Here is a 26,341-nt window from a genome sequence, read left to right as displayed (position 1 = left end):
TTCGTTTGAAAACCGTCCCGTCAATACCTTATCTGTATAGCCCAAATGAGCCGAGCTGCTAGAATATCGAACTGTATGGATAACTATCATTCAACCGCTATGGGAGGATACGTGAACCGCACCAAAATCGCGCAGCTCTATGCCGATTCCGAGTCGCTCGGCGGCAAGGCCGTCACTGTCGCCGGCTGGGTCAAGTCCGTCCGCGACATGAAGAACTTTGGCTTCGTCACGCTCAACGACGGCAGCTGCTTCCGCGACCTGCAGGTCGTCATGAACCGCGAGACGCTCGGCAACTACGACGAGATCGCCCACCAAAACGTCTCGGCTGCACTCATTTGCACCGGCACCGTCAGGCTGACCCCCGATGCGCCCCAGCCTTTCGAGCTTTCTGCCACCTCCATCGAGGTAGAGGGCACGAGCGCCCCGGACTACCCGCTGCAGAAGAAGCGCGCAACCGTCGAGTTCCTGCGTACCCAGCAGCACCTGCGCCCGCGCACCAACCTGTTCCGCGCTGTGTTCCGCATCCGCTCTGTCGCGGCTGCCGCCATCCACCGCTTCTTCCAGGAGCAGGGCTTTGTCTACGTCAACACCCCCATCATCACCACGAGTGACTGCGAGGGCGCCGGCGAGATGTTCCGCGTGACCACGCTCGACCCCAAAAATCCGCCTCTCACCGAGTCCGGAGAGGTCGACTGGAGCCAGGACTTCTTTGGCAAGCATGCAAGCCTTACCGTGTCCGGCCAGCTCAATGCCGAGAACTTTGCCATGGCCTTTGGCGACGTGTACACCTTTGGCCCCACCTTCCGCGCCGAAAACTCCAATACCACGCGCCACGCCGCCGAGTTTTGGATGATCGAGCCCGAGATGGCCTTTGCCGACCTGAACGACTACATGGATAACGCCGAGGCCATGCTCAAGTACGTTCTTAAGGACGTTATGGCCACTTGCCCCGACGAGCTCAACATGCTCAACAAGTTTGTGGACAAGGGCCTGATCGAGCGCCTGAACCACGTAGCCAACTCCGACTTTGCCCGCGTCACCTACACCGAGGCCGTCGAGATCCTGGAGCAGGCCGTCGCCGCCGGTCACAAGTTTGACTATCCTGTCAGCTGGGGCATTGACCTGCAGACCGAGCACGAGCGCTTCCTGACCGAGGAGCACTTTAAGCGCCCGACCTTCGTGACCGACTACCCGGCCGAGATCAAGGCCTTCTACATGCGCATGAACGACGACGGCAAGACCGTCGCCGCCGCCGACTGCCTGGTTCCCGGTATCGGCGAGATTATCGGCGGCTCCCAGCGCGAGGAGCGCCTGGATCTTCTCGAGGCCCGCATCAAGGACCTTGGCATGGCCCCCGAGCAGTACAAGTACTACCTTGACCTGCGCCGCTACGGTTCCTGCAAACACGCCGGCTACGGCCTGGGCTTCGAGCGCTTGGTCATGTATCTGACCGGCGTGGGCAACATCCGCGACGTCCTTCCGCACCCCCGCACCGTGGGCAACGCCGATTTCTAATCGCCACAGCTCCGTCCCGCGCGTTACAGCGTGTCGCACCAGCGCCTCTCGGCAAGCCGAGGGGCGCTTTTTTCAACAGCATCCGTCAGGCTTTTGTCAAGCTTTTGGTCAGCTGATCAGGGCTGTTGAAAACTCGATCCGCCGCTTGCCGACGACTACCGACCACCCAGAGTGCCCTGCGCCCCTCAGCAAACCCCGTGTCCTAGGCTCCGTACCGTCATCACCCAAAAACGGAAAGGACGTGAACGCAATGGCCAAACCCGCTGTTGAGAACTACGAGGCCACGACCAGGGGTGCTGCTTCCATGGCAGCCTATCGCGCTGTGCGCATCCTGCAACTCTTAAGCGAGCATACCGGTGAGGACAAAGCGCTTCCTCCCGATGAGCTGATCGAGCGTCTCGCCCATCCCGACGACCCCGCTCGCATGCCCATCTCGGCAGCGCGGCGCAGTATCCATACCGCGATTTCCGCCCTGCGACATGCCGGATACGAGATTGAGTACAAGCGCGGCGCGGGTTACCGACTTCTCACCCGACCGCTCTCCGACGAGGAAATCATTCGACTCCATGGCATGGTCATGCGCAACCGCTCCACACCCATCGCGACCAGGAAAAGCATAGCGCGCCATCTGGTCGCCATGGCAAGCGCCGACGTTCGCGGCTACCTCGATACGTCCGAGCCGGCACCAAGCGCAGAAGGCAAACCCGCCAAGACCACGCGACCGCCCGCCAAACGCATCGATACCTGCGAGCTCATCGAGCGGGCCATCGACCACGGAACCACGGTGAGCTTTGACATTTCAAGCGTCACGACACATGACAAGATCGAAGTGACGAGGATGACCGTTCGGCCTTTTGCCATCAAACAGCGAGACGGTGTCTCGTATCTGCTGGGAACGGTCGTCGACGGGCACGGCTCCGACGACACCCTACGCACCGTCGAGGTCAGCCGCATGAGAAACGTTAGCACGCGCCTGCTCGACGGCAAGAAGCTCTTTGCCGCGCTGGACGAGGGGGAGCGGCCCGCGCCCGCCGCCTAAGTCTTGCCGTTGCCCGCCAAATCCCCCGCCGTCCATCCGGTTCAGTATTAAAAAACCCGACAGGTTGTTGAAAAAATGGGCATCGGCGCTACTATAGACCCACTTGCACTTTGTTTGAGTGCAGTGTTTCCAGCAATTTCTATACTGGGGGTAATGACATGAACGACATCACCATCAGCCGCAGGAGCCTTCTGGTCTCCGCCGGCCTGCTCGCACTGGCCCCGCTCGCCGGATGCGGCGGCAACTCTGGTTCCGGCTCTGCAGCCGCCGGTTCCGACTACACCATCGGCGTTCTGCAGCTCACTGAGCACTCCGCGCTCGACGCCGCCAACGACGGCTTTGTCAAGGCCATCAAGAAGAGCGGACTCAAGGTCAAGATCGACCAGAAGAACGCCCAGAACGACCAGTCCACGTGTAAGTCCATCGCCGACAAGTTTGTGGGCGACAACGTCAACTTGATCTACGCCATCGCCACGCCTGCCGCACAGGCTGCCGCCGGCGCCACGGCCGATATCCCCATCGTGGGCTGCGCCATCACCGACTACGCCGCCTCCGGCCTGGTCCAGGACAACGACAAGCCCGGCACCAACGTCACTGGCGCCTCCGACCTCACCCCGGTCGCCGAGCAGCTCGAGATGATGCAGAAGGTCCTGCCCGACGTTAAAAAGGTCGGTCTGCTCTACTGCACCGCCGAGTCCAACTCCGACGTCCAGATCAAGGCCGCCAAGAAGGAACTCGACAAGCTGGGCCTGGAGTACACCGATTTCACCGTCTCGAGCTCCAACGAGATCCAGTCCGTCGTCGAGTCTGCCGTGGGCAAGGTCGACGCGCTCTACTCTCCCACTGACAACACTATCGCCGCGGGCGCTTCGCAGGTCGGTCAGATCTGCAAGGAGAACAAGCTTCCCTTTGTGACCGGCGAGGAGGGCATGTGCATGGCCGGCGGCCTGTTCACCCTTTCCATCAACTATGAGGACCTGGGCTACGCCGCGGGCGAGATGGCCGTTAAGATTCTGAAGGGCGAGGCCAAGCCCGAGGATATGCCGATCAAGCACCTCCCGAGCAAGGATCTGGTCGTCATCAAGAACGACGAGATGGCCGAGGCCCTGGGCATCGACCTTTCCGCTCTAGACGAGTAGCGCCATGCGCGGTAACGCAGCTAGGCACGCGCTTGCGCCATAGCTGCGTTATTCAATATCTGAGTCATTGGGGCGAACGCTAAAGACCGGCGTTCGCCCTGCTTGTTTTTGGTAAAACAAAATGTCCGTCCGCTGCTCTTTTATGCATTGGTACCGCTATTATGGAAAATCACGTGTCCACCCTATCCTAGGAGGTATGAAGCATGCTCATTGCATTGCAGGGCGCCGTTTCGCAGGGTGTCCTCTGGGGCATTATGGTGCTTGGCGTGTTTATCACGTTCCGCCTGCTCGACATCCCCGATATGACCTGCGACGGCAGCTTTGCCCTCGGCGGCTGCGTCTGCGCCGTGCTCATCGTCAACAACAATGCCGACCCGTTGCTCGCCGTTTTGGCCGGCATGTGCGCCGGCGCCATTGCGGGCGCGGTCACGGGCATTCTGACCACCGTCTTTGAGATTCCCGCGATCCTCGCCGGAATCCTCACCCAGATCAGCCTGTGGTCCATCAACCTGCGCATCATGGGCAAATCCAACACGCCCATCCTTGCCAAGGGCACCGTGTTCTCGGCCGTCAGCAATATGACGGGCCTGCCGCAGTCCACCGTTGCCATCATCCTGGGCATCTTGCTCGCCGTGGCTATCGTTGCCATCCTGTATTGGTTCTTTGGCACCGAGATCGGCTCGGCGCTGCGCGCCACCGGCAACAACGAGTACATGATCCGTGCCCTGGGCGTCAACACCAACTCCACTAAGATGATCGCCCTCGTGCTCTCCAACGCCCTCATTGGCCTTTCGGGCGCGCTCATCTGCCAGAGCCAGAAGTACGCCGACATTGGCATGGGCACCGGCGCCATCGTTATCGGTCTCGCCGCCATTGTTATCGGCGAGGTGCTCGGCCGCCTGCTGCCCGGCGGTCTCACGCAGTTTAGCGTCCGTCTTGCCTCCGCCGTCTTTGGCTCCGTAGTGTACTTCCTCATCCGCGCCATCGTGCTGCAGCTGGGCATGGACGCCAACGACATGAAGCTGCTCTCCGCCGTGATTGTCGCCGTGGCCCTATGCGTGCCCGTGGTTTGGGAGCGCTATAAGCTCCGCAGCTCCTACACGAAGGGGGATGAGGCAGATGCTTAAGCTCTCGCACGTCAAGAAGACCTTTAACAAGGGCACCGTCACCGAAAAGCGCGCTCTTACCGGCGTCGACCTTACCCTCAACGACGGTGACTTTGTAACCGTGATTGGCGGCAACGGCGCCGGCAAGTCCACGCTGCTCAACATGATCGCCGGCGTGTATCCGCTCGATTCGGGCGTTATCGAGCTCGACGGCACCGACATCTCGCGTCTGAGCGAGTCGCAGCGTGCCAAGTACCTGGGCCGCGTGTTCCAGGACCCCATGCGCGGCACCGCAGCCGACATGCAAATTGCCGAGAACCTGGCACTCGCCAAGCGTCGCGGCCAGCGTCGCGGCCTTTCGTGGGGCGTCACCAAGGCCGAGAAGGACGAGTACGTCAAGCTGCTCAAGCGTCTGGACCTTGGTCTGGACACGCGCCTCAACGCCAAGGTCGGCCTGCTCTCGGGCGGCCAGCGCCAGGCACTCACCCTGCTCATGGCCACGCTCACCAAGCCGCGCCTGCTGCTGCTCGACGAGCATACCGCGGCACTCGACCCCAAGACGGCCTCTAAGGTGCTCAATCTGACCGAGGAGATCGTCGACGAGAACCACCTGACCACGCTCATGGTCACGCATAACATGAACGACGCTATCCGTCTGGGCAATCGCCTGATCATGATGCACGAGGGCCACGTAATCTACGACGTGGCGGGCGATGAGAAGAAATCGCTCACCGTGACCGACTTGCTTCAGAAGTTCGAGGAGGTCTCGGGCGGCGAGCTCGCCAACGACCGCATGCTGCTGAGCTAAACCTACCAAAAAGGGACAGGTTGATTTTGGCAGGTTTTATCTGCGCAGACGTCAAAACCGCCGCAAAGGGACAGGCACCTTTGCGGCGGTTTTCGCATATTATGTCGATAATCCAGCGTCAGCAGGGACCACTGGTTAAGAACTAAGGAAACTGCCATGAGAGGATCTCTTCCTCGTCTTGCTTGACCGCCGCACTCCTTGCCAGCGTACTCGCCGGCGCCCCAGCTTACGCCACCGCGGACGCCCCATCTCAAGCTATCGGCCCGTCCGTTGTGATCGGACGGGCTTTTTGGTGGGTATCATGGTTGAACGATCATGAGGAGGTTTTCCCTACATGGAATTGTTTGAGCCGATTCTTCATTTCTTTGAGCAGTGGTGGGTCCACAACATCATCTGGGCTGGTATCTTGGCGATAGGCACCGCCGTTGCCGCCAAAGTCGTTTCCAAGACGCTGCGTCACCTGCTCAACCGCGACGATAACCCGCTTCCGGCATCGAGTATCTTCATCAACATTGCGCGCGCCGTCATCTGGATGATCGGCGGCAGCTTTATCCTCGACAACTGCTTTGGCATTAACGCAAACGCGCTCGTCGCCGCTCTTGGCGTCGGCGGCATTGCCATCTCGCTCGGCTTTCAGGACACGCTGTCGAACCTTATCGGCGGCATGCAGGTGACCTTTATGGGCATCATCAAGCCCGGCGACAATATCGAGGTTGGCGGCGTTTCGGGCGTGGTCCAGGACATCACCTGGCGCCACACGACCATCGAGGATGCCTACGGGCAGACCATCATTGTGCCCAACTCCAACATCTCCAAGGACACGCTCGTGCATCTGATGCCCTTTGGACGTGTGGCCGTGCCCGTTGTCGTAAAGGATACGTCTAAATGGGCTTCCCTTGACGCGCTGGCAGACGAGCTGACCAGCGCCACCAAAACGGCCGTCTCGCCCATCTCGGGCTTTGACCAGGAGCCCTACGTGCTCTTTAGCGAAATCGGCGACTTTGGCATCAAGGGCAAGATCATCTTTATCGTCAGTGACGACAGCACCACACTCACCGCTGCCGACGCCTGCATCCGCGCTATCGCTCCCATCATCGCCTAAAGCACCACAAAGGGGACAGTGAACTGCCTCCCATTTCTTTGACATCGGGAAATGGGAGGTTTTCATTCGTGGTACCATAGTTCATACAGTTGTTTAAACGACTAAGGGAGCAAACTATGGAAGAGGCCTACCGTCAAGCACGCAAGCGCGGCGAGCAAGGACGTCGACGCGCCATTAGCCAAAGCGAGCATCCATACCTTACGGACCTCGACAGTTTGGTTGCCCAGCTCCCCCTAGGTCAGCGAGAGAATGTCGGCCTGCGGGATATTCCGCTCGAAATGGTTGTCGGCACGGTTACCAAGGGCCGTCAGTCCGCCTTTTCATGCAACTTTATGCCCCTGCTGCCGTTTAGCACCGAGTTCGCCCGCAAGTGGTCCAACCTCTACGACATTCAGGTAACCGAGGGCTATCGCGACCCCATCATCGTCACCGAGTTCATGCATAGGTTCTATGTCCAGGAAGGCAACAAACGCGTCAGCGTCCTCAAATTCCTGGACGCCCCGACGGTTTCGGCCAAGGTCACCCGCCTCTACCCCGGCAAATGGGATTCCGTCGAAAGCCGCCTGTACGGTGAGTTCTGCGCGTTTTGGCGTGTCTGCCCCCTATACGAGATCGAGTTCTCGCGCGAAGGAAGCTACGAAACGCTCGCCAAGATGCTCGGTCAGAACCTTATCGAAAAATGGCCCCAGAAAAAGGTCGACTACCTGCGCCACACCTTCCTACTCTTTAAGCGCGCCTACCTTCGCGCGGGCGGCAACCACCTGGACATTACGCCCGCCGACGCCATGCTCGTCTACCTCAATGTGTACAACCAGGACCGCCTGCTGGATACGCCGACGGATATCGTCGTAAACCGCCTGTGCAAGATCTGGCGCGAACTGGTCATCGCCGGGAAAAGTGACGAGGACAAGGTCGATCTTGTCGAAGCGCCGAACGTCGATGAGGAGGAGTCGCCCGCCAAGTCCACCTCCGGCATGCTCAACTTCTTTATGGGCAAGACCGTCTATTCGGCGGCCAACCCCCTGCGCATCGCCTTTATCCATGAATTCACCTGTGCGACGTCGAGCTGGGATAGCCTGCACGACCAAGGGCGTCGGTATCTCGATGAGCACTTTGGCGGTATCGTGCGCACCGAGGCGTTTGAGGACTGTCACGATCCGGACGTGTTCTACGCCGCCGTGGAAACGGCTGTCAAACATGGAGCAAACGTCATCTTCTCGACCTCACACCGCCTGATGGAATACACGCTCAGGGCTGCCGTTGAATATCCCCGGGTTCGGTTCCTTAACTGCTCCATCGGCCTTCCCCACCAAAGCGTCCGTTCGTACTTTGGCAAGATGTACGAAGCCAAGTTTCTCCTGGGCGCCCTTGCCGCCAGCATGGCGGACAACCACCGCATCGGTTACCACGCGTCGGTCTTCGCCTCGGGCGCACTCAGCGAGATCAACGCCTTTGCGATTGGCGCCTCGCTGCTCGACCCCCGTGCGCAAATTATCCTGACCTGGGGCGATGTGCCCGCCGGAGGCCTTGCCGAGGCCATGTGCCGCGAAGGCGTGAGCGTCATGACCGGCGCCGACATGTCAAAGTCGCTCGAAGACCCCACGGCCTACGGACTCCACCGCCTGGTCGATGGCAAGGTCGTCGGCATCGCCATGCCGGTATGGAACTGGGGCCGATACTACGAGCTTATCGTGCGAAGTCTGCTGCATGGCACCTGGGACGAGACCAGTGACGACAGCCAGGTCCGCGCCGTCAACTACTGGTATGGCATGAGCTCGGGCGTTATCGACATTCGCTACGCTCCGGGCCTGCCCTATCAGACGCGCAAGCTTGTTCAGCTCCTCCGCAATGGCATCGTCGAGGGCTCCATCAATCCATTTGGCGGCGAGCTCCATAGCCAAGACGGCGTGGTGCAGATTGAGGGCTTTCCCCCACTGCCGAGCACGCAAATCATCGAGATGGACTGGCTGGCAGACAACGTGGTGGGCACCATTCCGCAGCCTGACGATGAGCCGAAGGTCCGTGCTCTATGAAAATCCTTGCCATAGCCGATACCGAAGAGCGATGCCTGTGGGAGTGCTTTCGCAAGGAACGCTTTGAGGGTGTCGACCTAATTTTGTCCGCTGGCGATCTAGACCCGGACTATCTTGAGTTTTTGGTCACGGTCATCAACAGACCACTCATCTACGTGCGTGGCAATCACGATGACCGCTACGCGCGTCATGCACCGGGCGGCTGCATCTGTGTCGAAGACACCGTGTACGTGTATCGCGGCGTCCGCATTGCGGGGCTTGGCGGCTCCATGCGCTATCGAGATGGCGCTAACATGTACACCGAGCGCGAGATGGCCAAGCGCGTGCGCAAGCTGTCCCGCAAAGTGAGGATGGTCGGCGGCTGCGACATCTTGCTCACCCATGCGCCCGCCGCCGGCATGGGCGATCTGGACGATCTGCCGCATCGGGGATTCGAATGCTTTAACACAGCGCTCGAGACATGGAATCCCGACTACATGGTGCACGGGCATGTGCACCAATGCTATGTTCGCGACTTTCAACGCGAACGCCAGCACGCATGCGGGACGACGATTATCAACGCCTGCGGCTATACGCAGTTTGAGCTTGACGAGGCGCGCTACCCCATCCGTGGCTGGCAGGCAGCCTGGCTCAATTCGCAAACCATGCGCCGCGAACTCAAGCGCCACGAGGCAATAGAGTCCTCAACCGCCAGAACCCCCTGGTAACCACCACAAAGGGGACAGGCACCTTTGTGGTGGTTCCGGACATCTCGACGCTACAGCGCGGCGATGACCTTATCGCCCATCTGGGTCGTGCCGAGGATCTTATCGGCAGGGGTACTGGCATCGGCAATGTCGCGGGTACGCCAGCCTTCGTCAAGCACACGTGCCACGGCATTTTCGATCCAAGCAGCCTGCTCACCCATGTCGAGCGCGTACGTGAGCAGCATTGCCGCCGACAGGATCTGCGCGAGCGGGTTAGCGATACCGAGCCCCGCGATGTCGGGCGCGCTGCCGGCGCTCGGCTCAAACAGCGACACACCATCGCCCAGCGAAGCCGAGGCAAGCATGCCGAGCGATCCGGTAATCTGCGCCGCCTCGTCGGAGAGAATGTCGCCGAACATGTTCTCCGTAACTACGACGTCAAAGTCGGCCGGTCGGTTAATGAGCTGCATGGCGGCGTTGTCGACGAGCAGGTCCTCAAGCTCTACATCTGGATACTCCTCGTCATGCACGCGATGCACGACCTCACGCCACATGCGGCTCGTCTCCAATACATTGCGCTTGTCCACGCTTGTCACCTTGCCGCGGCGCTTGCGAGCTGCCTCGAACGCCTGGCGGGCGATGCGCTCAACTTCGTACTCGCGGTACTCCATTACGTCAACCGCGCGCTGGCCAGCCACACCGTCGGTGCCCGCACCGCCCTCGTCATAAAAGCGCTCGTGCTTGCCAAAGTAAATGCCACCGGTAAGTTCGCGGACGAGTACCATGTCAACGCCCTTGATGACTTCGGGACGAAGCGTCGATGCGCTGGCAAGTGCGTCGTAGATTTTTACAGGGCGAAGGTTGGTATAGAGGCCGAGTTCTTTGCGGATACGCAGCAAGCCTTGCTCGGGGCGCGGGACCGCCGGATCGGTCGAATCCCACTTTGGGCCACCGACGGATGCCAACAGCACGGCGTCCGACGCCTTTGCCGCCGCAAGGGTTTCATCGGGCAGCGGATTGCCGCACGCATCGATCGCCGCGCCACCAATCAGGTGATCCTCAAAGGCAAACTCTACGCCAGCGCGCTTGCCCACGGCAGCCAGCACCTTCTTACCCTCGGCAATGACCTCGGGCCCAATGCCGTCACCAGGAAGACAGCAGATCTTATAGGTCTTCTTCACGTTGCAGCTCCAGCTCTCGCTACTCGGCCCGTTTGCAAACGGATTATCCAGCTTGACCGTCATAATCGCTTACGCCTCCTGAGCCTTTGCCGCGACAATCTTGGCACGCGTGCGCGCAACCAAACCGCCGGCCTCGATAATCTCGGCAATAAATGGCGGGAACGGCTCAGCTGTAAAAGTCTCGCCAGTACGCTCGTTGGTGATGACACCCGCATCGGTATCGACCTTCACGGTATCGCCGGCACAAATCGCATCGACAGCTTCGGGGCACTCCATAATGGGCAGGCCCACGTTAATGGCATTGCGATAGAAGATGCGTGCGAAGCTCTTGGCAATAACACACGACACCCCTGCAGCCTTAATGGCAACCGGGGCATGCTCACGCGAAGAACCGCAACCAAAGTTCTCCTCAGCCACAATGATGTCACCGGGCCTCACGGCAGAGGCAAACGCGGGATCAATATCCTCCATAGCATGCGCCGCCAAGTGCGCATGGTCGGACGAGTTCAGATACCGAGCAGGAATAATCACATCAGTATCAACGTCACGACCATATCGAAAAACCGAACCTTCAAAGTTCATATCATTCTCCGTTCAAACATGGAATGCGGGGGATTTGATATTTACTTACTTACTCGGACAGTCCTGCTCGCACGGAGAGCACATTAAGTGCTCTCCGGCTCGTGCGGAACTCGACGCAAGCAAATATCAAATCCCTCGTTCGCGTTTCGGCTACAAAAAAGCTAATGGAAAGTTAGCGTTCGCCTTCGGCGAACAAAAAAGTGCCAGGACTGTCCGCAGTAGCGAGCAAAGGTCGAAGGACCCCGTAGCCCCTACAGGTCAGACGGCAAGCATATGTGCCCCGCCACGGCAGAAGCAGCCGCCACGGCCGGCGAGGCCAGATAGACCTCGGACGTGGGGTCGCCCATACGGCCGACAAAGTTGCGGTTGGTCGTAGAAACGCAACGCTCCCCCGCCGCCAAGATGCCCATGTAGCCGCCCAGGCACGGACCGCACGTGGGCGTGGAGAACACACAGTTGGCATCTAGGAAAATGTCGGTCAATCCCTCCTTCATGCACTGGCGGAAGACCGCCTGGGTCGCCGGAATCACGATGCAACGCACCCCGTCGGCAACCTTATGGCCGCGCATGACTTCGGCCGCAGCACGCATATCCTCGATACGTCCGTTGGTGCACGAGCCGATTACCGCCTGGTCGATCATGATGTGACGGCTCTCGCTCACCGGATGGGTGTTGCTGGGCAGATGCGGCCACGATACACACGGCTTAATGTCGGCCGCGTCAATGGCAATAACCTGGGCATACTCGGCGTCTGGATCGGCGTGATACTCAACGTAATCACGTTCGCAGCGCCCCTTGAGCCAGGCGCGGGCAACATCATCGACCTCGATAATGCCCGCCTTGCCGCCCGCTTCGATCGCCATGTTCGAAATTGTCATGCGACCTTCCATCGACAGGCCCTCGATGGTGCTGCCGGCAAACTCCATGGCCTGGTACAGGGCACCGTCCACGCCGATCATGCCGATAATGTGCAAGATGATGTCCTTGGCAGTGGCGCCGTCCTCAAGCTCGCCATTAATCTCAAAGCGAATCGTCGGCGGCACCTTAAACCATGCGTGCCCCGTGGCAATGCCCACGCCGGCGTCTGTTGAGCCCACACCGGTCGAAAACGCACCCAAGGCGCCATACGTGCAGGTATGCGAGTCGGCACCGATAATCAGATCGCCCGGCACCACCACGCCGCGCTCGGGCAGCAGGGCATGCTCAATGCCCGCGCAGCCTTGCTCGTAATAGTGCGTCACATGCTGCTCGTGCGCAAAATCTCGCATCTTTTTGGTCTGCTCGGCGCTCTTGATGTCCTTGTTGGGCGCATAGTGATCGGGCACCAGGCAAATGCGGTCGCGATCGAACACCTCGGTGGCACCCAGCTCGCGAAAGACATCGATCGCGATAGGTGCGGTAATATCGTTGGCGAGCACAATGTCCAGGTCGCATTCGACCAGCTGGCCCGGCTTTACCTCTTCGAGCCCGGCGTGTGCCGCCAAAATCTTCTCTGCTACGGTCATGGGACGTGCCATGTGATTCCCCTCTCAAGCGGGCTTTGCCCTGCCGAATATCGTTACTTGCCCGCCTTGGAACGGTTGGTCTGAATCATGCGGTTAATAGCGTTGATGTAAGCCTTGGCCGAGCTCACGATAATGTCGGTATCCGCGCCGCGGCCGGTGTAAATCTTTCCATCCTCGGCGGTGATGCGCACCGTCACCTCACCGATGGCGTCGATGCCACGCGTGATGGCTTTAACGTTGAACTCCGTCAGCTCGCCATGGGCAGAGATGGCCTTGTCGACCGCCTTGTAGGCCGCATCAACCGGACCAGTACCCGTCGAGCAAACCACCCGTGTCGCGCCGTCCTCGTCCGTGATGGTTGCCGTGGCCGTAGGAATAAGCGGGTCGCCGCAGGAAACTTGAAGCGCGTCGAGGGTGTAGATCGCCTTGACCTCGCGCTGGCGCTCCTGAATCATCGACTCCAGGTCCTCGTCAAAGACTTCCTTCTTTTGATCTGCAATCTCCAAGAAGCGCTGATAGATCGACTCGAATTCCTCATCGCCAAACGTATAACCCAGCTCAGCGAGACGATGGCGCAGCGCCGCATGGCCCGAACGTGCCGAAAGGATAATCTCGGATCCCGCTGCACCCACGTCCTTGGGATCGATAATCTCGTAGGTGTCACGCGCCTTGAGCACGCCATCCTGGTGAATGCCCGAGCTGTGGGCAAACGCATTAGCGCCCACAATGGACTTGTTGGGCTGCACGTTGATACCAGTAATTGAACTGACGAGCTTAGATGCGCGCGTGAGCTCGGTCGTTACGATATCGGTATGTGCATCCAGATCCTGCTCGTGCATCCTCATGGCCATGACGACCTCCTCGAGCGCCGTGTTGCCCGCGCGCTCGCCCAAGCCGTTGATGGTGCACTCGATCTGCGTCGCGCCATTGCGGACCGCCTCGAGTGCAAGGGCTGTGGCCATGCCCAGATCGTTATGCGTGTGGACCGAAATCGTAACGTCCTCGATGCCGGCCACGCGCTCGCGCAGATCGCGAATACGGGCGCCAAACTCCCAAGGCATGTTATAGCCCGTGGTGTCCGGAATATTCACGACCGTAGCGCCGGCCTTGATCGCTGCCTCGATAATGCGGACCAGGAACTCCTGATCGGAGCGGCCCGCATCCTCGGCATAAAACTCGACATCGTCGACAAACTTACGAGCGTGCTTTACAGCGTGAACGGCACGCTCGATAGCCTCGTCTTCGGTCATATGGAGCTTGTCGCGCAAATGGCTGGGACTCACACCCAGACCGGTGTGGATACGGGGCCTCTGAGCCGTCTTGAGGGCTTCTGCGGCCACTTCGATATCCCTGTCGACCGCACGGGTGAGACCGCATACCGTGCACCGGTCACCCGCGATCTTGCCAATCTCCTGTACGGAACGATAATCACCGGGGCTCGAAATAGGAAATCCCGCCTCGATCACGTCGACATTCATACGTACCAGCTGGCGTGCAATAACGAGCTTTTCCTCGGTATTCATGCTGGCGCCGGGAGACTGCTCCCCGTCACGAAGCGTTGTGTCAAAGATTGCGATTTTGCGGCTCATGATTTCCTCCTGACAGGCTAAAGATACAGATGGCTTTCAGGAGAGATGGAGTGCCTCAAGATAGAATAATACCCGTGTCGCCCATCACGCCCAAAAGCGGCGGAAGATAGCGCACCCGGGTACAACTAATCGTTATAGCGAAATTACAACCCTAGCGCGCTATCCAATCTAGTAGCGCTAGGCCTAGGAGCTGCTGTTTGTTATAGAACATGTCTGGCTCCTTTCAGCCTCGGGTATTCACTACACTAGGCTAAAGTGTAACACAGGCAAAACGACGCGCAACGGGAATTTTGAACCAAAACCACCACAAAGGCGCCTATCTCCTTCGTGTTGGTTTTGGCCCGTAATAGCAAGGAGCCCGGTCCTGCACGAGACAGAACCGGGTTCCTTTAGCAATGCTTGCTTTGCTCAGGCAGTAACTAGAAGTTACTCAGCCAGGAAGTCACGCTGGACAGCGGGATCGACCTTGACGCCAGGGCCCATGGTGGAAGACACAGAGATGGACTTGACGTACTTGCCCTTAGCAGAAGAGGGCTTGACGCGCAGGATCTCGGTGTACAGGGCAGCGTAGTTCTCAACGAGCTGCTGCTCAGAGAAGGACTTCTTGCCCAGGGGCACGTGGCAGATGCCATAACGGTCGGCGCGATACTCAACGCGGCCGGCCTTGAGCTCGGAGACCATCTTGGCGACGTCCATGGTCACGGTGCCGAGCTTGGGGTTCGGCATGAGGCCACGGGGACCAAGGATCTTACCGATGCGGCCAACCTTGGCCATCATGTTCGGCGTAGCGATAGCGGCGTCGAAGTTGATCTCGCCCTTCTGGATCTGGGCGACGAGCTCGTCGGAACCGATGATGTCGGCGCCGGCAGCCTCGGCCTCACGGGCCTTCTCGCCCTCGGCGAAGACGGCAACACGAACGGTCTTGCCGGTGCCGTGGGGCAGGGAGATGGAACCACGGATGTTCTGGTCAGCCTTACGAGTATCGATGCCCAGACGGAAGTGGGCCTCGACGGTCTCGTCGAACTTGGCGGTGTCGAGCTCCTTGATGAGCTTGGCAGCCTGAAGGGGGGTGTAGAGCGTGGCGCGGTCGACCTTCTCGGCAGCGGCGTTATAGCTCTTACCATGCTTAGCCATGTGCATTACCTCCTGTGGTTAAACGGGCGTGAGCCCTCCCACATCGTATCGTGTGCCCTATTGCACACATTTAACGGGCGCCCCGGTCGGAGCACCCGTCGTTACCTAGAAAAACGCTACTCAGCGATGGTGACGCCCATGGAGCGGGCGGTACCGGCGATGATCTTCTTGGCGGCGTCAATGTCGTTGGCATTGAGGTCCGGCATCTTGATCTCGGCGATCTTAGTGAGCTGCTCCTGAGAGAGCTGGCCAACCTTGTCGGCCTGGGGCTTAGCGGAACCAGACTTGAGGTTCAGCTCCTTCTTGATGAGGTGAGCCGCCGGCGGAGTCTTGGTGATGAAGGAGAAGGACTTATCCTCGTAGACAGAGATCTCAACGGGGATAATGTCGCCCTTCTTGTCCTGCGTCTCGGCGTTAAAGGCCTGGCAGAACTGCATGATGTTCACGCCAGCAGCGCCCAGGGCGGGGCCGACGGGAGGAGCGGGGTTAGCGGCACCAGCAGGAATCTGGAGCTTAATGACGTTGGCAACCTTCTTCTCAGCCATGGTCATTCCTTTCGAATCACGAGTGTGAAGTACTTGCTATATCGTAAGCACGCACGTGTTAGAAGCACTCCTGAGATGAGCAGTCACAGAAGAAGCACGCTCGCGCGAACGGACGAAAACTTAAGCGATGACAGCGACCTGGTTAAAGTCAAGCTCGACCGGCGTCTCGCGGCCAAAGATCATCAGCGTGACCTTGAGCTTGCCTGCCTCGGCGTTAACCTCGGAGACCTTGCCATCAAAGTCGGTAAGCGGGCCATCGGTGACGCGGACGGACGTACCAACCTCAATATCAACCGACGTACGCTTGGGCGAATCGCCCTTACCGGGACGACGAGTCATCTTATTGTACTCGTCGCGGGAAAGCGGAGCGGGCTTGCCGTTGCCGCCCAGGAAACCGGTGACGCCGGGCGTGTTGCGAACACACGTCCATGCATCGTCATCCATCTCCATGCGAACCAGGACATAACCCGGGAAAATCTTAGAATCCTTGGTCTCGCGCTTGCCACCCTCTTTGATCTCGGTGACGCGCTCCATAGGAATCTCAATATCAAAGATACGATCCTGCATGCCCATGGTCTCGATGCGATGCTCGAGATCGGACTTAACGCGGTTCTCGTATCCAGAGTAAGTGTGGACGACGTACCAACGCTTAGACATGGTTTAGCCCCTCAATCCAGAGAACAGAGCAAGAGCCTCGCCAAAGCCAGCATCGAGCAGAGCGATGACGACGCCGACGACGATCAGAGAAGCGCAAACGACGACCGAGTAGTTCACGAGCTCCTTCTTATCGGGCCACGTGACACGCTTCATCTCGGACTTCACCGAAGCAAAATACTTCTTGGTGCGGGCGAAGAAACCGGGCTTCTCGTTCTTCTTGGACTTCGCAGCCTTCTCGCTCTTCTTGGCAACGGCCTTCTTGGCCTCAACCTTGGAGTTGGCGGCAGCTTTGTTGGCAGGCGCCTGCTGCTGTGCCTTCTTCTTGTTCTTCTTGTTGGCCATTTGGGTTACCTCCGCGCAATGCGCTTATACATGAGTAAACCGTAAGCCCCCAAATGGGAGCTTACGGAATAATGACTGGCACGCCAGGAAGGACTCGAACCCTCAACACTCGGTTTTGGAGACCGATGCTCTACCAATTGAACTACTGGCGTATGTGACTAGAGACTAGCGAGTCTCTTTGTGCAGCGTGTGGTGACGGCACCAGGGGCAATACTTCTTGATCTCCATACGATCAGGCATGTTCGCCTTGTTCTTAGTGGTCGTATAGTTGCGGCGCTTGCACTCAGTGCACGCAAGAGTAACTAGAGTACGCATGTATCCTGAACCTTTCATATCCGCCCCGTACGGGCACGAGTTGGTACTTTATCAGCTCTACGTAAGTGCTGTCAACGAAAACCTCGAATCAATTGGTTCTCGGTAGATCCATTCATATTTGGAACACATCAATGGAGCCAACGAGATCTAATCGATTCCTCACGCTCAACTTAAGAGCGAGCTAAGCGTAATCATCAGGCAAAAAGACCCACGTAGAAAAGAACCCGGCACCCATATAAGTGCCGGGTTCTCTAAGTCAGCTGTATCAGAGAGCTAATTTACTCAATGATCGTGGAGACGATGCCCGAACCGACGGTGTGGCCACCCTCGCGGATAGCGAAGCGCAGGCCCTCCTCCATAGCGATCGGGTGAATGAGGTCGCCCTCGATGGTGATGTGGTCACCAGGCATAGCCATCTCGGTGCCCTCGGGGAGCTTGACCGTACCGGTAACGTCGGTGGTACGGAAGTAGAACTGAGGACGATAACCATCGAAGAACGGGGTGTGACGGCCGCCCTCCTCCTTGGTCAGAACGTAGATCTCACCGGTGAACTTGGTGTGCGGGGTAACCGAACCGGGCTTGCAGAGAACCTGGCCGCGCTCGATGTCCTCGCGCTTGATGCCGCGGAGCAGCAGACCGACGTTGTCGCCAGCCTCGCAGAAGTCCATGGACTTACGGAACATCTCGATACCGGTAACGACGGTGTTCTGGGTATCCTTGATGCCGACGATCTCGACAGGCTCGTTGAGCTTGAGCTCACCGCGCTCGACACGGCCGGTAGCAACGGTACCACGGCCGGAGATGGTCATAACGTCCTCAACGGCCATCAGGAACGGGAGGTCGTTGTCACGAGCAGGCGTCGGGATGTACTCGTCGACGGCAGACATGAGCTCGCGAATGGCGTCCATCCACTTGGCGTCGCCCTCGAGAGCGCCCAGAGCGGAACCACGGATGACGGGGATGTCGTCGCCGGGGAATTCGTACTCGGAAAGGAGCTCACGGGTCTCCATCTCGACGAGGTCGATGAGCTCGTCATCGTCAACCATGTCGCACTTGTTCAGGAAGACGACGATGTAGGGAACGCCGACCTGACGGGCGAGCAGGATGTGCTCGCGGGTCTGAGCCATGGGGCCGTCGGTAGCGGCGATGACCAGGATAGCGCCGTCCATCTGAGCAGCACCGGAGATCATGTTCTTGACGTAGTCAGCGTGGCCCGGGCAGTCAACGTGAGCGTAGTGACGGGCAGCAGTCTCGTACTCGACGTGGGAGACGGAGATCGTAATGCCGCGCTCGCGCTCCTCGGGAGCCTTGTCGATGTTCTCGAACGCAGTGAAGTCAGCCTTGCAGCCCTCGGTCTCGGAGAGAACCTTGGTGATGGCAGCGGTCAGCGTGGTCTTGCCGTGGTCGACGTGACCAATGGTGCCGATGTTAACATGCGGCTTAGTGCGCTCAAACTTCTCTTTGGCCATAAAGCCCTCCTCTAAACAGGTCGTCCCCGGACGGGACTTTGCCTTTATACCATAGTGGCCTCTCAACATACTATTGAGAAGCCACCGTGTTACCTATGGTAGCGGTGACTGGATTCGAACCAGTGACGCCACGGGTATGAACCGTGTGCTCTAACCAACTGAGCTACACCGCCGGATGGAGCCTGCAACCAGACTTGAACTGGTGACCTCTTCGTTACCAACGAAGTGCTCTACCGACTGAGCTATACAGGCACTTGACGGGTGGGAGCTATAGGATTCGAACCTATGTAGGCAGAGCCAACGGGTTTACAGCCCGTCCCCATTAACCACTCGGGCAAACTCCCAATCGTTCAAGTATCCGCAGGTTCTTTGGTCTTTTGGGCCTCCGCCCCCGCGAACGAAAAAGATAATACGATGCAACCTTGGGGGCTGTCAACGAAAACCTCTAAATACACGGTACCGGGCGTATCTATATACCTTTGACCTGCGGTTTTGCTGAATTTAGATATGAAGGACGGCGGATTTGGCTGCGCTGGCGACATTTCCCGAGGGAACACTTTGGTGTGGTGGAGTACCCTTGCGGTATCGACTTTCGATACCGATCCTCGTGCGACCGAATATCCTCGCTCAACCAGGATGACTGGGACCAGTCCGGCCTTTGTCTCGATCTGTAACATTTAGAGAACATTTTCTCCCCTATCTGTTACAGATCGAGATGTTTCCCTGGCGGTCTCCCGTTTATCTAAATCTGTAACAGCAAGAACGGTTTTCCTTCCCTAGTTGTTACAGATCGAGATGTTTCGCAGAGACCCTAGCTTACGTCTCATTCTGTAACAGTTAGAACGGTTTTCCGCCCCTTCGTGTTACAGATCGAGACATTTATCTATTCTCGCCTTACATCCACGACATCTGCCCAATCGATAACGTCGTAGTCATCATCGCTTCGCCAGACGACACACTTGGGTCGTGAATCCGCTTGGGCCGCACCATCCCTCGCCGCTTGTGGACGACTCGCAAAGAAGCGGCCAAGCTCAGCTCGCGGCAAGATAATCCCTTGCACGCTCCCGCCACCCGCGAGACACACACGCGCCCAGCGACCAGCCTTTTCATATAAGAGCCAATTGGCAACCTGCGAAGATCTGCCCTCAGGCACTTTATCCCCTGGAATATCAGGAACAAACATGGGGTCGACCTCCTCCAGTTGAGCAAAGCCCATCCCCTCCAAACGCGAACCAAGTTTCTCCTTAGCGTAACCGCTCAGCTCGCGCTTGATCATGCCTGCAATACGCCGAGCCGTCCTACCATGGGGATCAAACCGGCTGCATCCGCGCTCATAGGCAGCCAGCGCGTCCATAAGCACATAGACCTCGCTCAAATTGAGCGGCAGCGCCAGCGGGTGCACCGAGGACCTGAATTCGCCGCGATACCCAAACTCCTCGGCTACGCACATGCCGCCGATACGCACGCCATCGCGAATCCTGGCACGGCGCTCCCCCACCGCGTTCTTGCTACACAGCAAAACGTTATAGGCGATGTCTTCCTGCGAGCGCTCTTCGTGGGAAACGGTGAGCATAATCAGGTCTGCCTCTTCACCGCCAATAAAGGAATCCTTGAGCTCGTAGCCCTTCATGCCTTTGTTGGGCGGCTCGGCCGCAAGCAGCGCAAAAAGCTCGTGCACCTGATGGTAGAGAGCAAGGCGTCCCTCCAAATATGGACCATCGGGTCCATTTGCATATGCTTTGATGCGCATACGCAAGCTCCCCGTATCGACGGGCGCTACCGCCATCTGGCTAATAGCATATCCCTCGCCTGGACGGGAAATCATATCGTTGAGCTCGGCCGCATCTGGCATGTTTCTTTTTATGAACTGTCCAAGCAGCATTGGCGGCGCCCGCCTTTCTAATCTTTAACCTATCGATTTTTTCTCTTCGAGTCCACCTCAAGATAGCGCTGGATTTTGTCGAGCGACAGATTAGTCCGGCCCAGGGACTCTGCCGCCGTCAAAATCTTCTGTGCAAGATTTGATCCAAAGTAGTAAATCACATCCCCGTTGGCGATTCGCTCAACGTATTCGTCTCCAATTTTGTTAATGAGAGAGAAAAACTCGGGGCACAGCATGGGATAACGCTCGGCTATTTCCGTAATCCCCGCATGGCCAAAATCGGCAACATCCTCGCACTGGCGCTCAAGATCTTCGATACCGTGACCATTAAGACCACGCCCGCAGGAAAAAGCAAGGCCGCGAGACAGGGCAGTTTTGACGCGTTGCTCCTGCTCGTCCGATAGCTTTCCACCCAATAGGGCTCGCATCATGATCTGGCAGCAAGCGTACGTAGGTCGATAGAGAAAATCGACACGTGCATCACTGGGCATATGGCAATAGCTGCTCAGAGGAAAACAACCGTCTTCTCGTTGAGACTCGAGGATGGCATCGAGGGACTCGCGCCAATCCGGATCGTTATCCAAGCCATAATCGCGAAAGTAGCGTAGTAGCTGCATCTGCATATCCATGACACAAGTACTGACGATCGGCCTATCTGTTGCCCTGTCCCTGCCGGCAATGTCGCAAAGAGGGTAAATCATGGTCTTTTTCCTTTCCGTAGACCTGATGCCAACGATTCCGTTTCGCTGACCTTGTTGATCCCATTCTCTTTTGTGGGGCCATATCAAACGACCAAGCAGTGCTTGGTTATTGTGGGCTGGAGGGTTAACTGGGCGGAATCACATACCGTTGCAGGTGCACCCATACGCAACGTCGCCGAGACGCCCCACCCTCTACCTCCGCATGTGCGACACTCCACAAGCAACTAATCATCACCAGAATGTTTTACTGAGATAAGGTCGATCAGCTTGGGGAATTTCGCAAGAAGGCACGCTTGGTCACGTACTGTGCCCTTGCCATCGCCGTCGTATTTGCCCTCATTGCGGGCGGATTCCCCAATAGACTCAGGAATCTCGTGGCTGTCGATAACGCCAGCGCTATTGTCAAGAGTTATCACGGCGAGCACCCGGTCATTCGACTGACGTTTTAGGCGATACAAACCGAAAGCGTGCCGGCGGCCACAGGTTGTTGCTCAACAAATACGCTGCCTCCTGTGGCATACTTTAATTTACTAATGTATCGAGAAAGAGAGTGTCATGGTCCCTTCGGGTAACGGCTGCAGCCAGATCATCATCATTGCTTTGGGCATTTGCCTTGGCCTGACTATGTTTGCGGTCTGTGGCTAAACGATTCAGATCTGCACTTATTTCCAGCGCAAATCTTCTGCCGCTGCTTGCCGGCATCGTGTATCTCGTTAACAGATACATTGCGAGCTTCGACTTTTTCCTCCCCTACGACTTCGCCCATTATCAGCTCGGAGATCTGTGCGGAGGAATCATTTTTCCCGCCTACGTAAACGTCCTCTGCGAAACGGTGAGCGGGAAAACGCTGATATGCAACTTTGCAAGTAGCTTGGCATTATCGGTGGGATGCTCAATCTGCTGGGAAGTACTTGCGCCCATGGTGCTCGAGTTTAGTACCCCAGATCCGCTTGATGCCTGCATGTACGTTATCGGCGGCATCTTGTACCTGAAAGCTTTTAAGCTAACGGCGGGTAATCGAAAATAGCTGTGCACTGGAATCGAACCATACGCTTCAATTCATGTACGTGCGGTTCGATTCGGACTTCATAGCAACGCCCCAAACCGCAATGCAAGTCTCCCAATAATTGGAAGACGGGATTCACCAGCGACGCCATTTTGATTTGATCGGAAGCAGATCTTCAACGAACTTGCCGGTCCATTCGTTTGGCTCCAACCCTCGAATCTCGAAAATGGCCTCGAAATCCTCCTTGCTGAGACGGCAACCGAAACGCGTATTTAGCCGCATCTCAGATTCTGCCTGCCAGATTTTTGCCCGGGCCGGAGTCATCGAGCGGATAATCTGAGAATACGTTTCATGCCGCTCTCCATCGTCTTCCTCATATCGCTCTCTACCGAGAATGCTTTCGACCTGTGGCTCGAACATGCCGGAAAGGCTCGAAATGTCACGTCGCCCGCTCGGCCGTTTGATGGGAACAGGGATAACGTCCTCGGCAAAAAGTTCATCAGGCGGAATATCAACCTTATCCCAACCGAGACCGATAAAGGGACGCTTCAAGATGTCATCCGGGTCAGAAAATCGAAAATGGAAGAGCTCGGTCTCGAGAACGTAATTGCCCACCAAGACAAGCTTCCCATAATGCGGCATCGGAGAATCCAACCACGCCACCGCGTAACGTCGTTCCCCCATCGACGGAAATTGATCGATATCGATAACTGTCGGCATCTCAACGTCCCAATCGGAAGGCAACAGGAATCAGGGATTACTCCGTCCCCTGGATCACGGTCAGCAAATCCTCGTAGCTGTGCACCACGTCATAACGCACGTCCTCGTCCGAGAACTCATTGAAAAGCTTGCGCGCGCAGGCGATCTTGCCGCGCTCGATGTCGCGCAGCGTGAGACTGTCCATGCTACCCTTGGTCTCCGCGACGAAGAACACGTGGCGCACGCTCCCCTTCTCGAAGGCGATGGCCCAGTCAGGCGCATAGTTGCCCACCGGCGTCGGGATCTTAAAGGACCTCGGCAGCTTGGCGTAAACCGCAACCTTACCCTCAGCAGAATCGAGGTCTCGTGCGAAATCGCGCTCGCCCTCGGAATCCCAAAACACGTAGTCCTGGATGCAGCGGCTCGTCTCCAGCGCCCGGCCAACGTTCTCGGGCATGCGCTCGGCGAAGATGGTGGAATCGTACCGCTCGTCGAGTTTATGGTACGTGATGTGGTCCACCACCATCGTCGCCTTCTCGGCCAGGATGCAACGGGAGACCTTGGCGATAAACTCCTCGGGGTTATCGCGGAACATGCGGAACTTGACGGGGGCGATGCCCTTCAGGATCGCCGCCGCGCTCCTGCGCGTAATGCGTGCCTCGGTAGCGACTTCGCCCAGCAGGTCGTACGTCACGCCCGAGGCGTCCTCGCCCACCTCGTAGTCGCGCCTCGTGGCATCGCCGAATGACTCGCCGCGCTCAAGGTTCTCCCGCGTCTGAGTCGAGCGTTGCGCGGCGGTCGTCATAACATAAGATGCCTTGGCCACAAACAGTTCGCGGTTAATTCGGTCGATTGCCTTAGCCCGCAGCTCATCGTCGTCAAAATCAACGGTGTAGGAGTGCTTGGAGTTGATCTTGTTCCAAAGTTCTTGGAACTCGGCACGCGCGAAGTTGGCGTTGAGCGGGTTTTCGCGAACCTTGGGGTCGTTGCCGTTACGGATGTAGTCGTCGAGCGCATGCTCGTCGTAGACGCTCTTCACCAGCGCTTCGATATCCTTGCGATAGGCATAGAGATGCTCGGGCAAGTCGTCATCGGTAACGGATGTGAGCCCCGATTCCTTGAACTTTTGCGTGGGCACGCCCTCGCGGTCGATGAGGCCGTGCTGTACGAGCGCGAAGTAGACATCGTGCGCGTCTTCCTGCGTGAGCGCATAGGTCTTCTCCTCGTCCGCCTGAACGGCAAAGCCCTTGAGGAACTCCTCCGTGACCGCCTTGGGACGCTCGCGAAGGGCATCGTTGATGTCCTTCTGCAGGGACTTCGTGAAGTCGCTGTAGCTCTCGCTGGCGATGACGGTAAGCGTGTTGACGCGCTGCACCTCCTGCTCGCCCAGCGCCTCCAGGTCCTGTCGCTCGCCCTCCCGGTTCACGCACAGGCGCAGGCCGCGGCCCACCTCCTGGCGCTTACCGGTCTCGGAGTCGGAATGCTTGAGCGTGCAGATCTGGAACACATTGGGGTTGTCCCAGCCCTCGCGCAGGGCGGAGTGGCTAAAGATGAAGCGCGTGGGCTCGTCGAACGACAGCAGGCGCTCCTTGTCCTTGAGGATGAGATCGTAGGCGCTCTCATCATCGGACTCATCGCTGTTGCGCTTGAGCTTGGAGTTAACCGAATGCCCTTTCTTGTCGATGGAGAAGTATCCCTTGTGCGTTGCATGGACGTCGATGCCGCCCAGCCATTCCAGGTAGCGGCGGCGCACCTCCCCGAGACCCGCATCGAGCGAGGCGTCGAGGTTCTGTTGCCCGCGACCGTACTCATCAATGGCGCGTACGTACTCCTCCTCAAAGATTCGGCCGTACTCGCCCAGGTCTTCCTCGCCGTCGTCATCATAGACGCGGTACTTGGCGACCTCATCGATAAAGAAGAGCGACAGGCACTTGATGCCGCGCGCAAACAGTGCCTCTTCCTTTTCCAGATGGCTCTTGATAGTCTCGCGGATCTGAACGCGGCGCATATCGCGATCGGAGGAGTCGCCGTAGACGTCGCCGCGGCAAAGCTCGATGCCGTTGAGGAACTTGACGTAGCCCAGCTGGGCATCGCTGTCCGGGACGATCTCGGACACGGTGAACCCGTCGCGGTACGCCTCGAGCTCGCCGGACGCGGGATAGATGTCGTCCTGCTCGTAGAAACCCTGTGCACGCTTGGAGATAGAGCCAGAGGCGTTGAGTCTCTTGAACTCGATAACGGCCTGAGGCGGCTTGTTCTTGGAGATCTTGATATCCTGAAGGTATAGGTAACCGTCGGTACCGCGCATGTTCTTGAGCTCGAAACCCTTGACCTCGATGCGCTTGACCAGGCGCTGGTTGAATGCGTCGAGTGCGTCCAGCACATAGACGGCGTCGTGGCGGTCGCGATGCGTCGCCGAATAGTTGAGGCACGCGATGGGGCGGAAGCGGGCGATGCCCGCCTGGGTGGCCCTGCCGCCCATCTTCTGCGGCTCGTCCAGGATGACGATGGGGTTGTTGGCGGCGATCACATCGATGGGGCGACGGCTCGCGAACTCGTCGCGCTCGGAGTACATGATGCGGGCCTCCTTGGAGCGTCCGCCCTCCTTCATGGACGTGTTGAACGCCTGCATGTTGATGACCATGACGTTGATATCGGAACTCGCCGAGAAGCGGTCGATATCGCCCAGACGGCTGCTGTTGTAGACAAAGTAGCGGATGGCCTTGCCGTACTGCTCAAAAAAGTGCTGCTCGGTATTCTTGAGCGATTTGTAGACGCCCTCGCGGATGGCGACGGACGGCACCACGATGATGAACTTGGTCCAGCCATAGAGACGGTTGAGCTCGAGCATGGTCTTGGTGTAAACGTAAGTCTTGCCCGTGCCCGTCTCCATCTCCACGTCAAGGTTTACCGGGGCGGGGCCAGCAGCAAGCGACGAAGACTCGACGATGCGATTGCGGCGCTGCACCTTGTGAATGTTCTCGAGCAGCGTAGCGGAGCCAAGGGCAATCGGGGCATTCGCGTAGCCCTCGGATGCCTGAACCTGTGTCTCAAGACCCGGCAGCACTTCAGTGCCGTCGCCGCCCACCGCGCGACCGAGATCACGCAGATAGAGCGAGGCGCCAGAATTGGGCTGGCCGGCAAAGACATCGGTCACCGCGCGCGCAGCCTCAGTCTGATACGGCTGAATTTTGAACTTGAACTGCATCTGAGCACTCCATTGCTGTTTCCATCAAAGTGACAATGATTATCGCTCGAATAGTTCCAGCGCAAAATACTTCATTACCTGGCATTTTAATCCGATTT

General features: G+C 58.1%; 24 protein-coding genes and 4 tRNA genes. 10 read left to right on the top strand and 18 right to left on the bottom strand.

Annotation, left to right across the window (positions count from 1 at the left end; genetic code table 11):
* Positions 1-111: 111 nt before the first annotated feature.
* The 8 genes from asnS to ACTQXI_RS07475 all read left to right on the top strand — a co-directional run bounded on the left by asnS (position 112) and on the right by ACTQXI_RS07475 (position 9,449).
* Positions 112-1,515, top strand: a complete 1,404-nt coding sequence (asnS, locus tag ACTQXI_RS07510) for an asparagine--tRNA ligase (protein ID WP_441048860.1) — start codon at positions 112-114, stop codon at positions 1,513-1,515.
* Between the two features lie 250 nt (positions 1,516-1,765).
* Entirely contained in the window at positions 1,766-2,554 is a 789-nt protein-coding gene (locus ACTQXI_RS07505; RefSeq protein ID WP_441048859.1) for a hypothetical protein, read from the top strand.
* A gap of 158 nt (positions 2,555-2,712) precedes the next feature.
* Positions 2,713-3,693, top strand: a complete 981-nt coding sequence (locus tag ACTQXI_RS07500; protein WP_427747699.1) for an ABC transporter substrate-binding protein — start codon at positions 2,713-2,715, stop codon at positions 3,691-3,693.
* Positions 3,694-3,896: 203 nt separating this feature from the next.
* On the top strand, positions 3,897-4,820 hold the full coding sequence (locus ACTQXI_RS07495) for an ABC transporter permease (RefSeq protein ID WP_427718394.1): 924 nt from the start codon (positions 3,897-3,899) through the stop codon (positions 4,818-4,820).
* Positions 4,813-5,607, top strand: coding sequence for an ABC transporter ATP-binding protein (locus tag ACTQXI_RS07490; protein WP_441048858.1), 795 nt, complete (start codon positions 4,813-4,815; stop codon positions 5,605-5,607). Before ACTQXI_RS07495 ends, ACTQXI_RS07490 begins: the two co-directional genes overlap by 8 nt.
* Before the next feature lie 334 nt (positions 5,608-5,941).
* Positions 5,942-6,709: a mechanosensitive ion channel family protein gene (locus tag ACTQXI_RS07485; protein ID WP_441048857.1), complete on the top strand. Its 768-nt coding sequence runs from the start codon at positions 5,942-5,944 to the stop codon at positions 6,707-6,709.
* Positions 6,710-6,825: 116 nt separating this feature from the next.
* On the top strand, positions 6,826-8,742 hold the full coding sequence (locus ACTQXI_RS07480; RefSeq protein ID WP_441048856.1) for a BMP family ABC transporter substrate-binding protein: 1,917 nt from the start codon (positions 6,826-6,828) through the stop codon (positions 8,740-8,742).
* Positions 8,739-9,449: a metallophosphoesterase family protein gene (locus ACTQXI_RS07475; protein WP_441048855.1), complete on the top strand. Its 711-nt coding sequence runs from the start codon at positions 8,739-8,741 to the stop codon at positions 9,447-9,449. The genes ACTQXI_RS07480 and ACTQXI_RS07475 overlap by 4 nt, the downstream gene beginning before the upstream one ends.
* Before the next feature lie 50 nt (positions 9,450-9,499).
* Here the strand turns inward: ACTQXI_RS07475 and leuB are convergent, their stop codons facing one another.
* The 16 genes from leuB to ACTQXI_RS07395 all read right to left on the bottom strand — a co-directional run bounded on the left by leuB (position 9,500) and on the right by ACTQXI_RS07395 (position 21,330).
* The gene (gene leuB, locus ACTQXI_RS07470) at positions 9,500-10,609 is read right to left on the bottom strand and encodes a 3-isopropylmalate dehydrogenase (RefSeq protein WP_441048854.1); all 1,110 of its coding nucleotides are present in this window, start codon (positions 10,607-10,609) and stop codon (positions 9,500-9,502) included.
* Positions 10,610-10,678: 69 nt separating this feature from the next.
* Complete coding sequence (locus tag ACTQXI_RS07465) at positions 10,679-11,191, bottom strand: 3-isopropylmalate dehydratase small subunit (RefSeq protein WP_427727054.1); 513 nt, start codon at positions 11,189-11,191, stop codon at positions 10,679-10,681.
* A gap of 251 nt (positions 11,192-11,442) precedes the next feature.
* Positions 11,443-12,708 carry a 3-isopropylmalate dehydratase large subunit gene (gene leuC, locus ACTQXI_RS07460; protein WP_441048853.1) on the bottom strand — a complete coding sequence of 422 codons (1,266 nt, stop codon included), beginning with the start codon at positions 12,706-12,708 and terminating at the stop codon, positions 11,443-11,445.
* Positions 12,709-12,749: 41 nt separating this feature from the next.
* Entirely contained in the window at positions 12,750-14,285 is a 1,536-nt protein-coding gene (locus ACTQXI_RS07455; RefSeq protein ID WP_441545452.1) for a 2-isopropylmalate synthase, read from the bottom strand.
* Between the two features lie 426 nt (positions 14,286-14,711).
* Positions 14,712-15,419, bottom strand: coding sequence for a 50S ribosomal protein L1 (gene rplA, locus ACTQXI_RS07450; protein WP_154514750.1), 708 nt, complete (start codon positions 15,417-15,419; stop codon positions 14,712-14,714).
* Between the two features lie 116 nt (positions 15,420-15,535).
* Positions 15,536-15,964, bottom strand: a complete 429-nt coding sequence (gene rplK, locus ACTQXI_RS07445; RefSeq protein WP_022093893.1) for a 50S ribosomal protein L11 — start codon at positions 15,962-15,964, stop codon at positions 15,536-15,538.
* A gap of 120 nt (positions 15,965-16,084) precedes the next feature.
* Positions 16,085-16,621 (bottom strand): transcription termination/antitermination protein NusG, encoded by a 537-nt coding sequence (nusG, locus tag ACTQXI_RS07440; protein WP_427718370.1) that lies wholly within the window; start codon positions 16,619-16,621, stop codon positions 16,085-16,087.
* Positions 16,622-16,624: 3 nt separating this feature from the next.
* On the bottom strand, positions 16,625-16,963 hold the full coding sequence (secE, locus tag ACTQXI_RS07435) for a preprotein translocase subunit SecE (RefSeq protein ID WP_154514754.1): 339 nt from the start codon (positions 16,961-16,963) through the stop codon (positions 16,625-16,627).
* Between the two features lie 76 nt (positions 16,964-17,039).
* Positions 17,040-17,115 (bottom strand) — tRNA-Trp (locus ACTQXI_RS07430).
* A 13-nt stretch (positions 17,116-17,128) separates the two neighbouring features.
* Complete coding sequence (gene rpmG, locus ACTQXI_RS07425) at positions 17,129-17,278, bottom strand: 50S ribosomal protein L33 (protein ID WP_102372646.1); 150 nt, start codon at positions 17,276-17,278, stop codon at positions 17,129-17,131.
* Positions 17,279-17,556: 278 nt separating this feature from the next.
* On the bottom strand, positions 17,557-18,747 hold the full coding sequence (gene tuf / locus ACTQXI_RS07420) for an elongation factor Tu (RefSeq protein WP_154514756.1): 1,191 nt from the start codon (positions 18,745-18,747) through the stop codon (positions 17,557-17,559).
* 96 nt (positions 18,748-18,843) lie between these two features.
* Positions 18,844-18,920 (bottom strand) — tRNA-Met (locus tag ACTQXI_RS07415).
* A gap of 3 nt (positions 18,921-18,923) precedes the next feature.
* A tRNA-Thr gene (locus ACTQXI_RS07410) sits at positions 18,924-18,999 on the bottom strand.
* A gap of 10 nt (positions 19,000-19,009) precedes the next feature.
* Positions 19,010-19,091 (bottom strand) — tRNA-Tyr (locus ACTQXI_RS07405).
* 539 nt (positions 19,092-19,630) lie between these two features.
* On the bottom strand, positions 19,631-20,572 hold the full coding sequence (locus ACTQXI_RS07400; protein ID WP_441548454.1) for a hypothetical protein: 942 nt from the start codon (positions 20,570-20,572) through the stop codon (positions 19,631-19,633).
* 86 nt (positions 20,573-20,658) lie between these two features.
* Positions 20,659-21,330: a hypothetical protein gene (locus ACTQXI_RS07395; protein ID WP_441545454.1), complete on the bottom strand. Its 672-nt coding sequence runs from the start codon at positions 21,328-21,330 to the stop codon at positions 20,659-20,661.
* A gap of 293 nt (positions 21,331-21,623) precedes the next feature.
* Between ACTQXI_RS07395 and ACTQXI_RS07390 the strand changes: the two genes are divergently transcribed.
* Together ACTQXI_RS07390 and ACTQXI_RS07385 are read left to right on the top strand one after the other, a co-directional pair.
* Positions 21,624-21,779 (top strand): hypothetical protein, encoded by a 156-nt coding sequence (locus tag ACTQXI_RS07390; RefSeq protein WP_441545455.1) that lies wholly within the window; start codon positions 21,624-21,626, stop codon positions 21,777-21,779.
* A 254-nt stretch (positions 21,780-22,033) separates the two neighbouring features.
* Positions 22,034-22,357: a hypothetical protein gene (locus ACTQXI_RS07385; RefSeq protein WP_441548453.1), complete on the top strand. Its 324-nt coding sequence runs from the start codon at positions 22,034-22,036 to the stop codon at positions 22,355-22,357.
* A 114-nt stretch (positions 22,358-22,471) separates the two neighbouring features.
* Here the strand turns inward: ACTQXI_RS07385 and ACTQXI_RS07380 are convergent, their stop codons facing one another.
* Together ACTQXI_RS07380 and ACTQXI_RS07375 are read right to left on the bottom strand one after the other, a co-directional pair.
* The gene (locus ACTQXI_RS07380; RefSeq protein ID WP_441545457.1) at positions 22,472-23,056 is read right to left on the bottom strand and encodes a hypothetical protein; all 585 of its coding nucleotides are present in this window, start codon (positions 23,054-23,056) and stop codon (positions 22,472-22,474) included.
* Positions 23,057-23,093: 37 nt separating this feature from the next.
* Positions 23,094-26,243, bottom strand: coding sequence for a type III restriction-modification system endonuclease (locus tag ACTQXI_RS07375; RefSeq protein WP_441545458.1), 3,150 nt, complete (start codon positions 26,241-26,243; stop codon positions 23,094-23,096).
* Positions 26,244-26,341 lie beyond the last annotated feature (98 nt).

The organism is Collinsella sp. LCP19S3_C9 (assembly GCF_052121575.1).
Lineage (GTDB): Bacteria > Actinomycetota > Coriobacteriia > Coriobacteriales > Coriobacteriaceae > Collinsella.
This window is presented reverse-complemented; position numbering and strand designations above follow the sequence as displayed.

Excerpts from the sequence above, each read along its gene's own strand:
- ACTQXI_RS07490 (WP_441048858.1), top strand. The coding sequence starts at position 4,813 with ATGCTTAAGCTCTCGCACGTCAAGAAGACCTTTAACAAGGGCACCGTC.
- tuf (WP_154514756.1), bottom strand. The coding sequence starts at position 18,747 with ATGGCCAAAGAGAAGTTTGAGCGCACTAAGCCGCATGTTAACATCGGC.
- ACTQXI_RS07455 (WP_441545452.1), bottom strand. The coding sequence starts at position 14,285 with ATGAGCCGCAAAATCGCAATCTTTGACACAACGCTTCGTGACGGGGAG.
- ACTQXI_RS07400 (WP_441548454.1), bottom strand. The coding sequence starts at position 20,572 with ATGATTTCCCGTCCAGGCGAGGGATATGCTATTAGCCAGATGGCGGTA.
- rplK (WP_022093893.1), bottom strand. The coding sequence starts at position 15,964 with ATGGCTGAGAAGAAGGTTGCCAACGTCATTAAGCTCCAGATTCCTGCT.
- ACTQXI_RS07480 (WP_441048856.1), top strand. The coding sequence starts at position 6,826 with ATGGAAGAGGCCTACCGTCAAGCACGCAAGCGCGGCGAGCAAGGACGT.
- leuC (WP_441048853.1), bottom strand. The coding sequence starts at position 12,708 with ATGGCACGTCCCATGACCGTAGCAGAGAAGATTTTGGCGGCACACGCC.
- rpmG (WP_102372646.1), bottom strand. The coding sequence starts at position 17,278 with ATGCGTACTCTAGTTACTCTTGCGTGCACTGAGTGCAAGCGCCGCAAC.
- nusG (WP_427718370.1), bottom strand. The coding sequence starts at position 16,621 with ATGTCTAAGCGTTGGTACGTCGTCCACACTTACTCTGGATACGAGAAC.
- rplA (WP_154514750.1), bottom strand. The coding sequence starts at position 15,419 with ATGGCTAAGCATGGTAAGAGCTATAACGCCGCTGCCGAGAAGGTCGAC.
- ACTQXI_RS07505 (WP_441048859.1), top strand. The coding sequence starts at position 1,766 with ATGGCCAAACCCGCTGTTGAGAACTACGAGGCCACGACCAGGGGTGCT.
- ACTQXI_RS07465 (WP_427727054.1), bottom strand. The coding sequence starts at position 11,191 with ATGAACTTTGAAGGTTCGGTTTTTCGATATGGTCGTGACGTTGATACT.
- ACTQXI_RS07495 (WP_427718394.1), top strand. The coding sequence starts at position 3,897 with ATGCTCATTGCATTGCAGGGCGCCGTTTCGCAGGGTGTCCTCTGGGGC.
- ACTQXI_RS07475 (WP_441048855.1), top strand. The coding sequence starts at position 8,739 with ATGAAAATCCTTGCCATAGCCGATACCGAAGAGCGATGCCTGTGGGAG.
- ACTQXI_RS07375 (WP_441545458.1), bottom strand. The coding sequence starts at position 26,243 with ATGCAGTTCAAGTTCAAAATTCAGCCGTATCAGACTGAGGCTGCGCGC.
- ACTQXI_RS07395 (WP_441545454.1), bottom strand. The coding sequence starts at position 21,330 with ATGATTTACCCTCTTTGCGACATTGCCGGCAGGGACAGGGCAACAGAT.
- ACTQXI_RS07380 (WP_441545457.1), bottom strand. The coding sequence starts at position 23,056 with ATGCCGACAGTTATCGATATCGATCAATTTCCGTCGATGGGGGAACGA.
- ACTQXI_RS07500 (WP_427747699.1), top strand. The coding sequence starts at position 2,713 with ATGAACGACATCACCATCAGCCGCAGGAGCCTTCTGGTCTCCGCCGGC.
- secE (WP_154514754.1), bottom strand. The coding sequence starts at position 16,963 with ATGGCCAACAAGAAGAACAAGAAGAAGGCACAGCAGCAGGCGCCTGCC.
- ACTQXI_RS07485 (WP_441048857.1), top strand. The coding sequence starts at position 5,942 with ATGGAATTGTTTGAGCCGATTCTTCATTTCTTTGAGCAGTGGTGGGTC.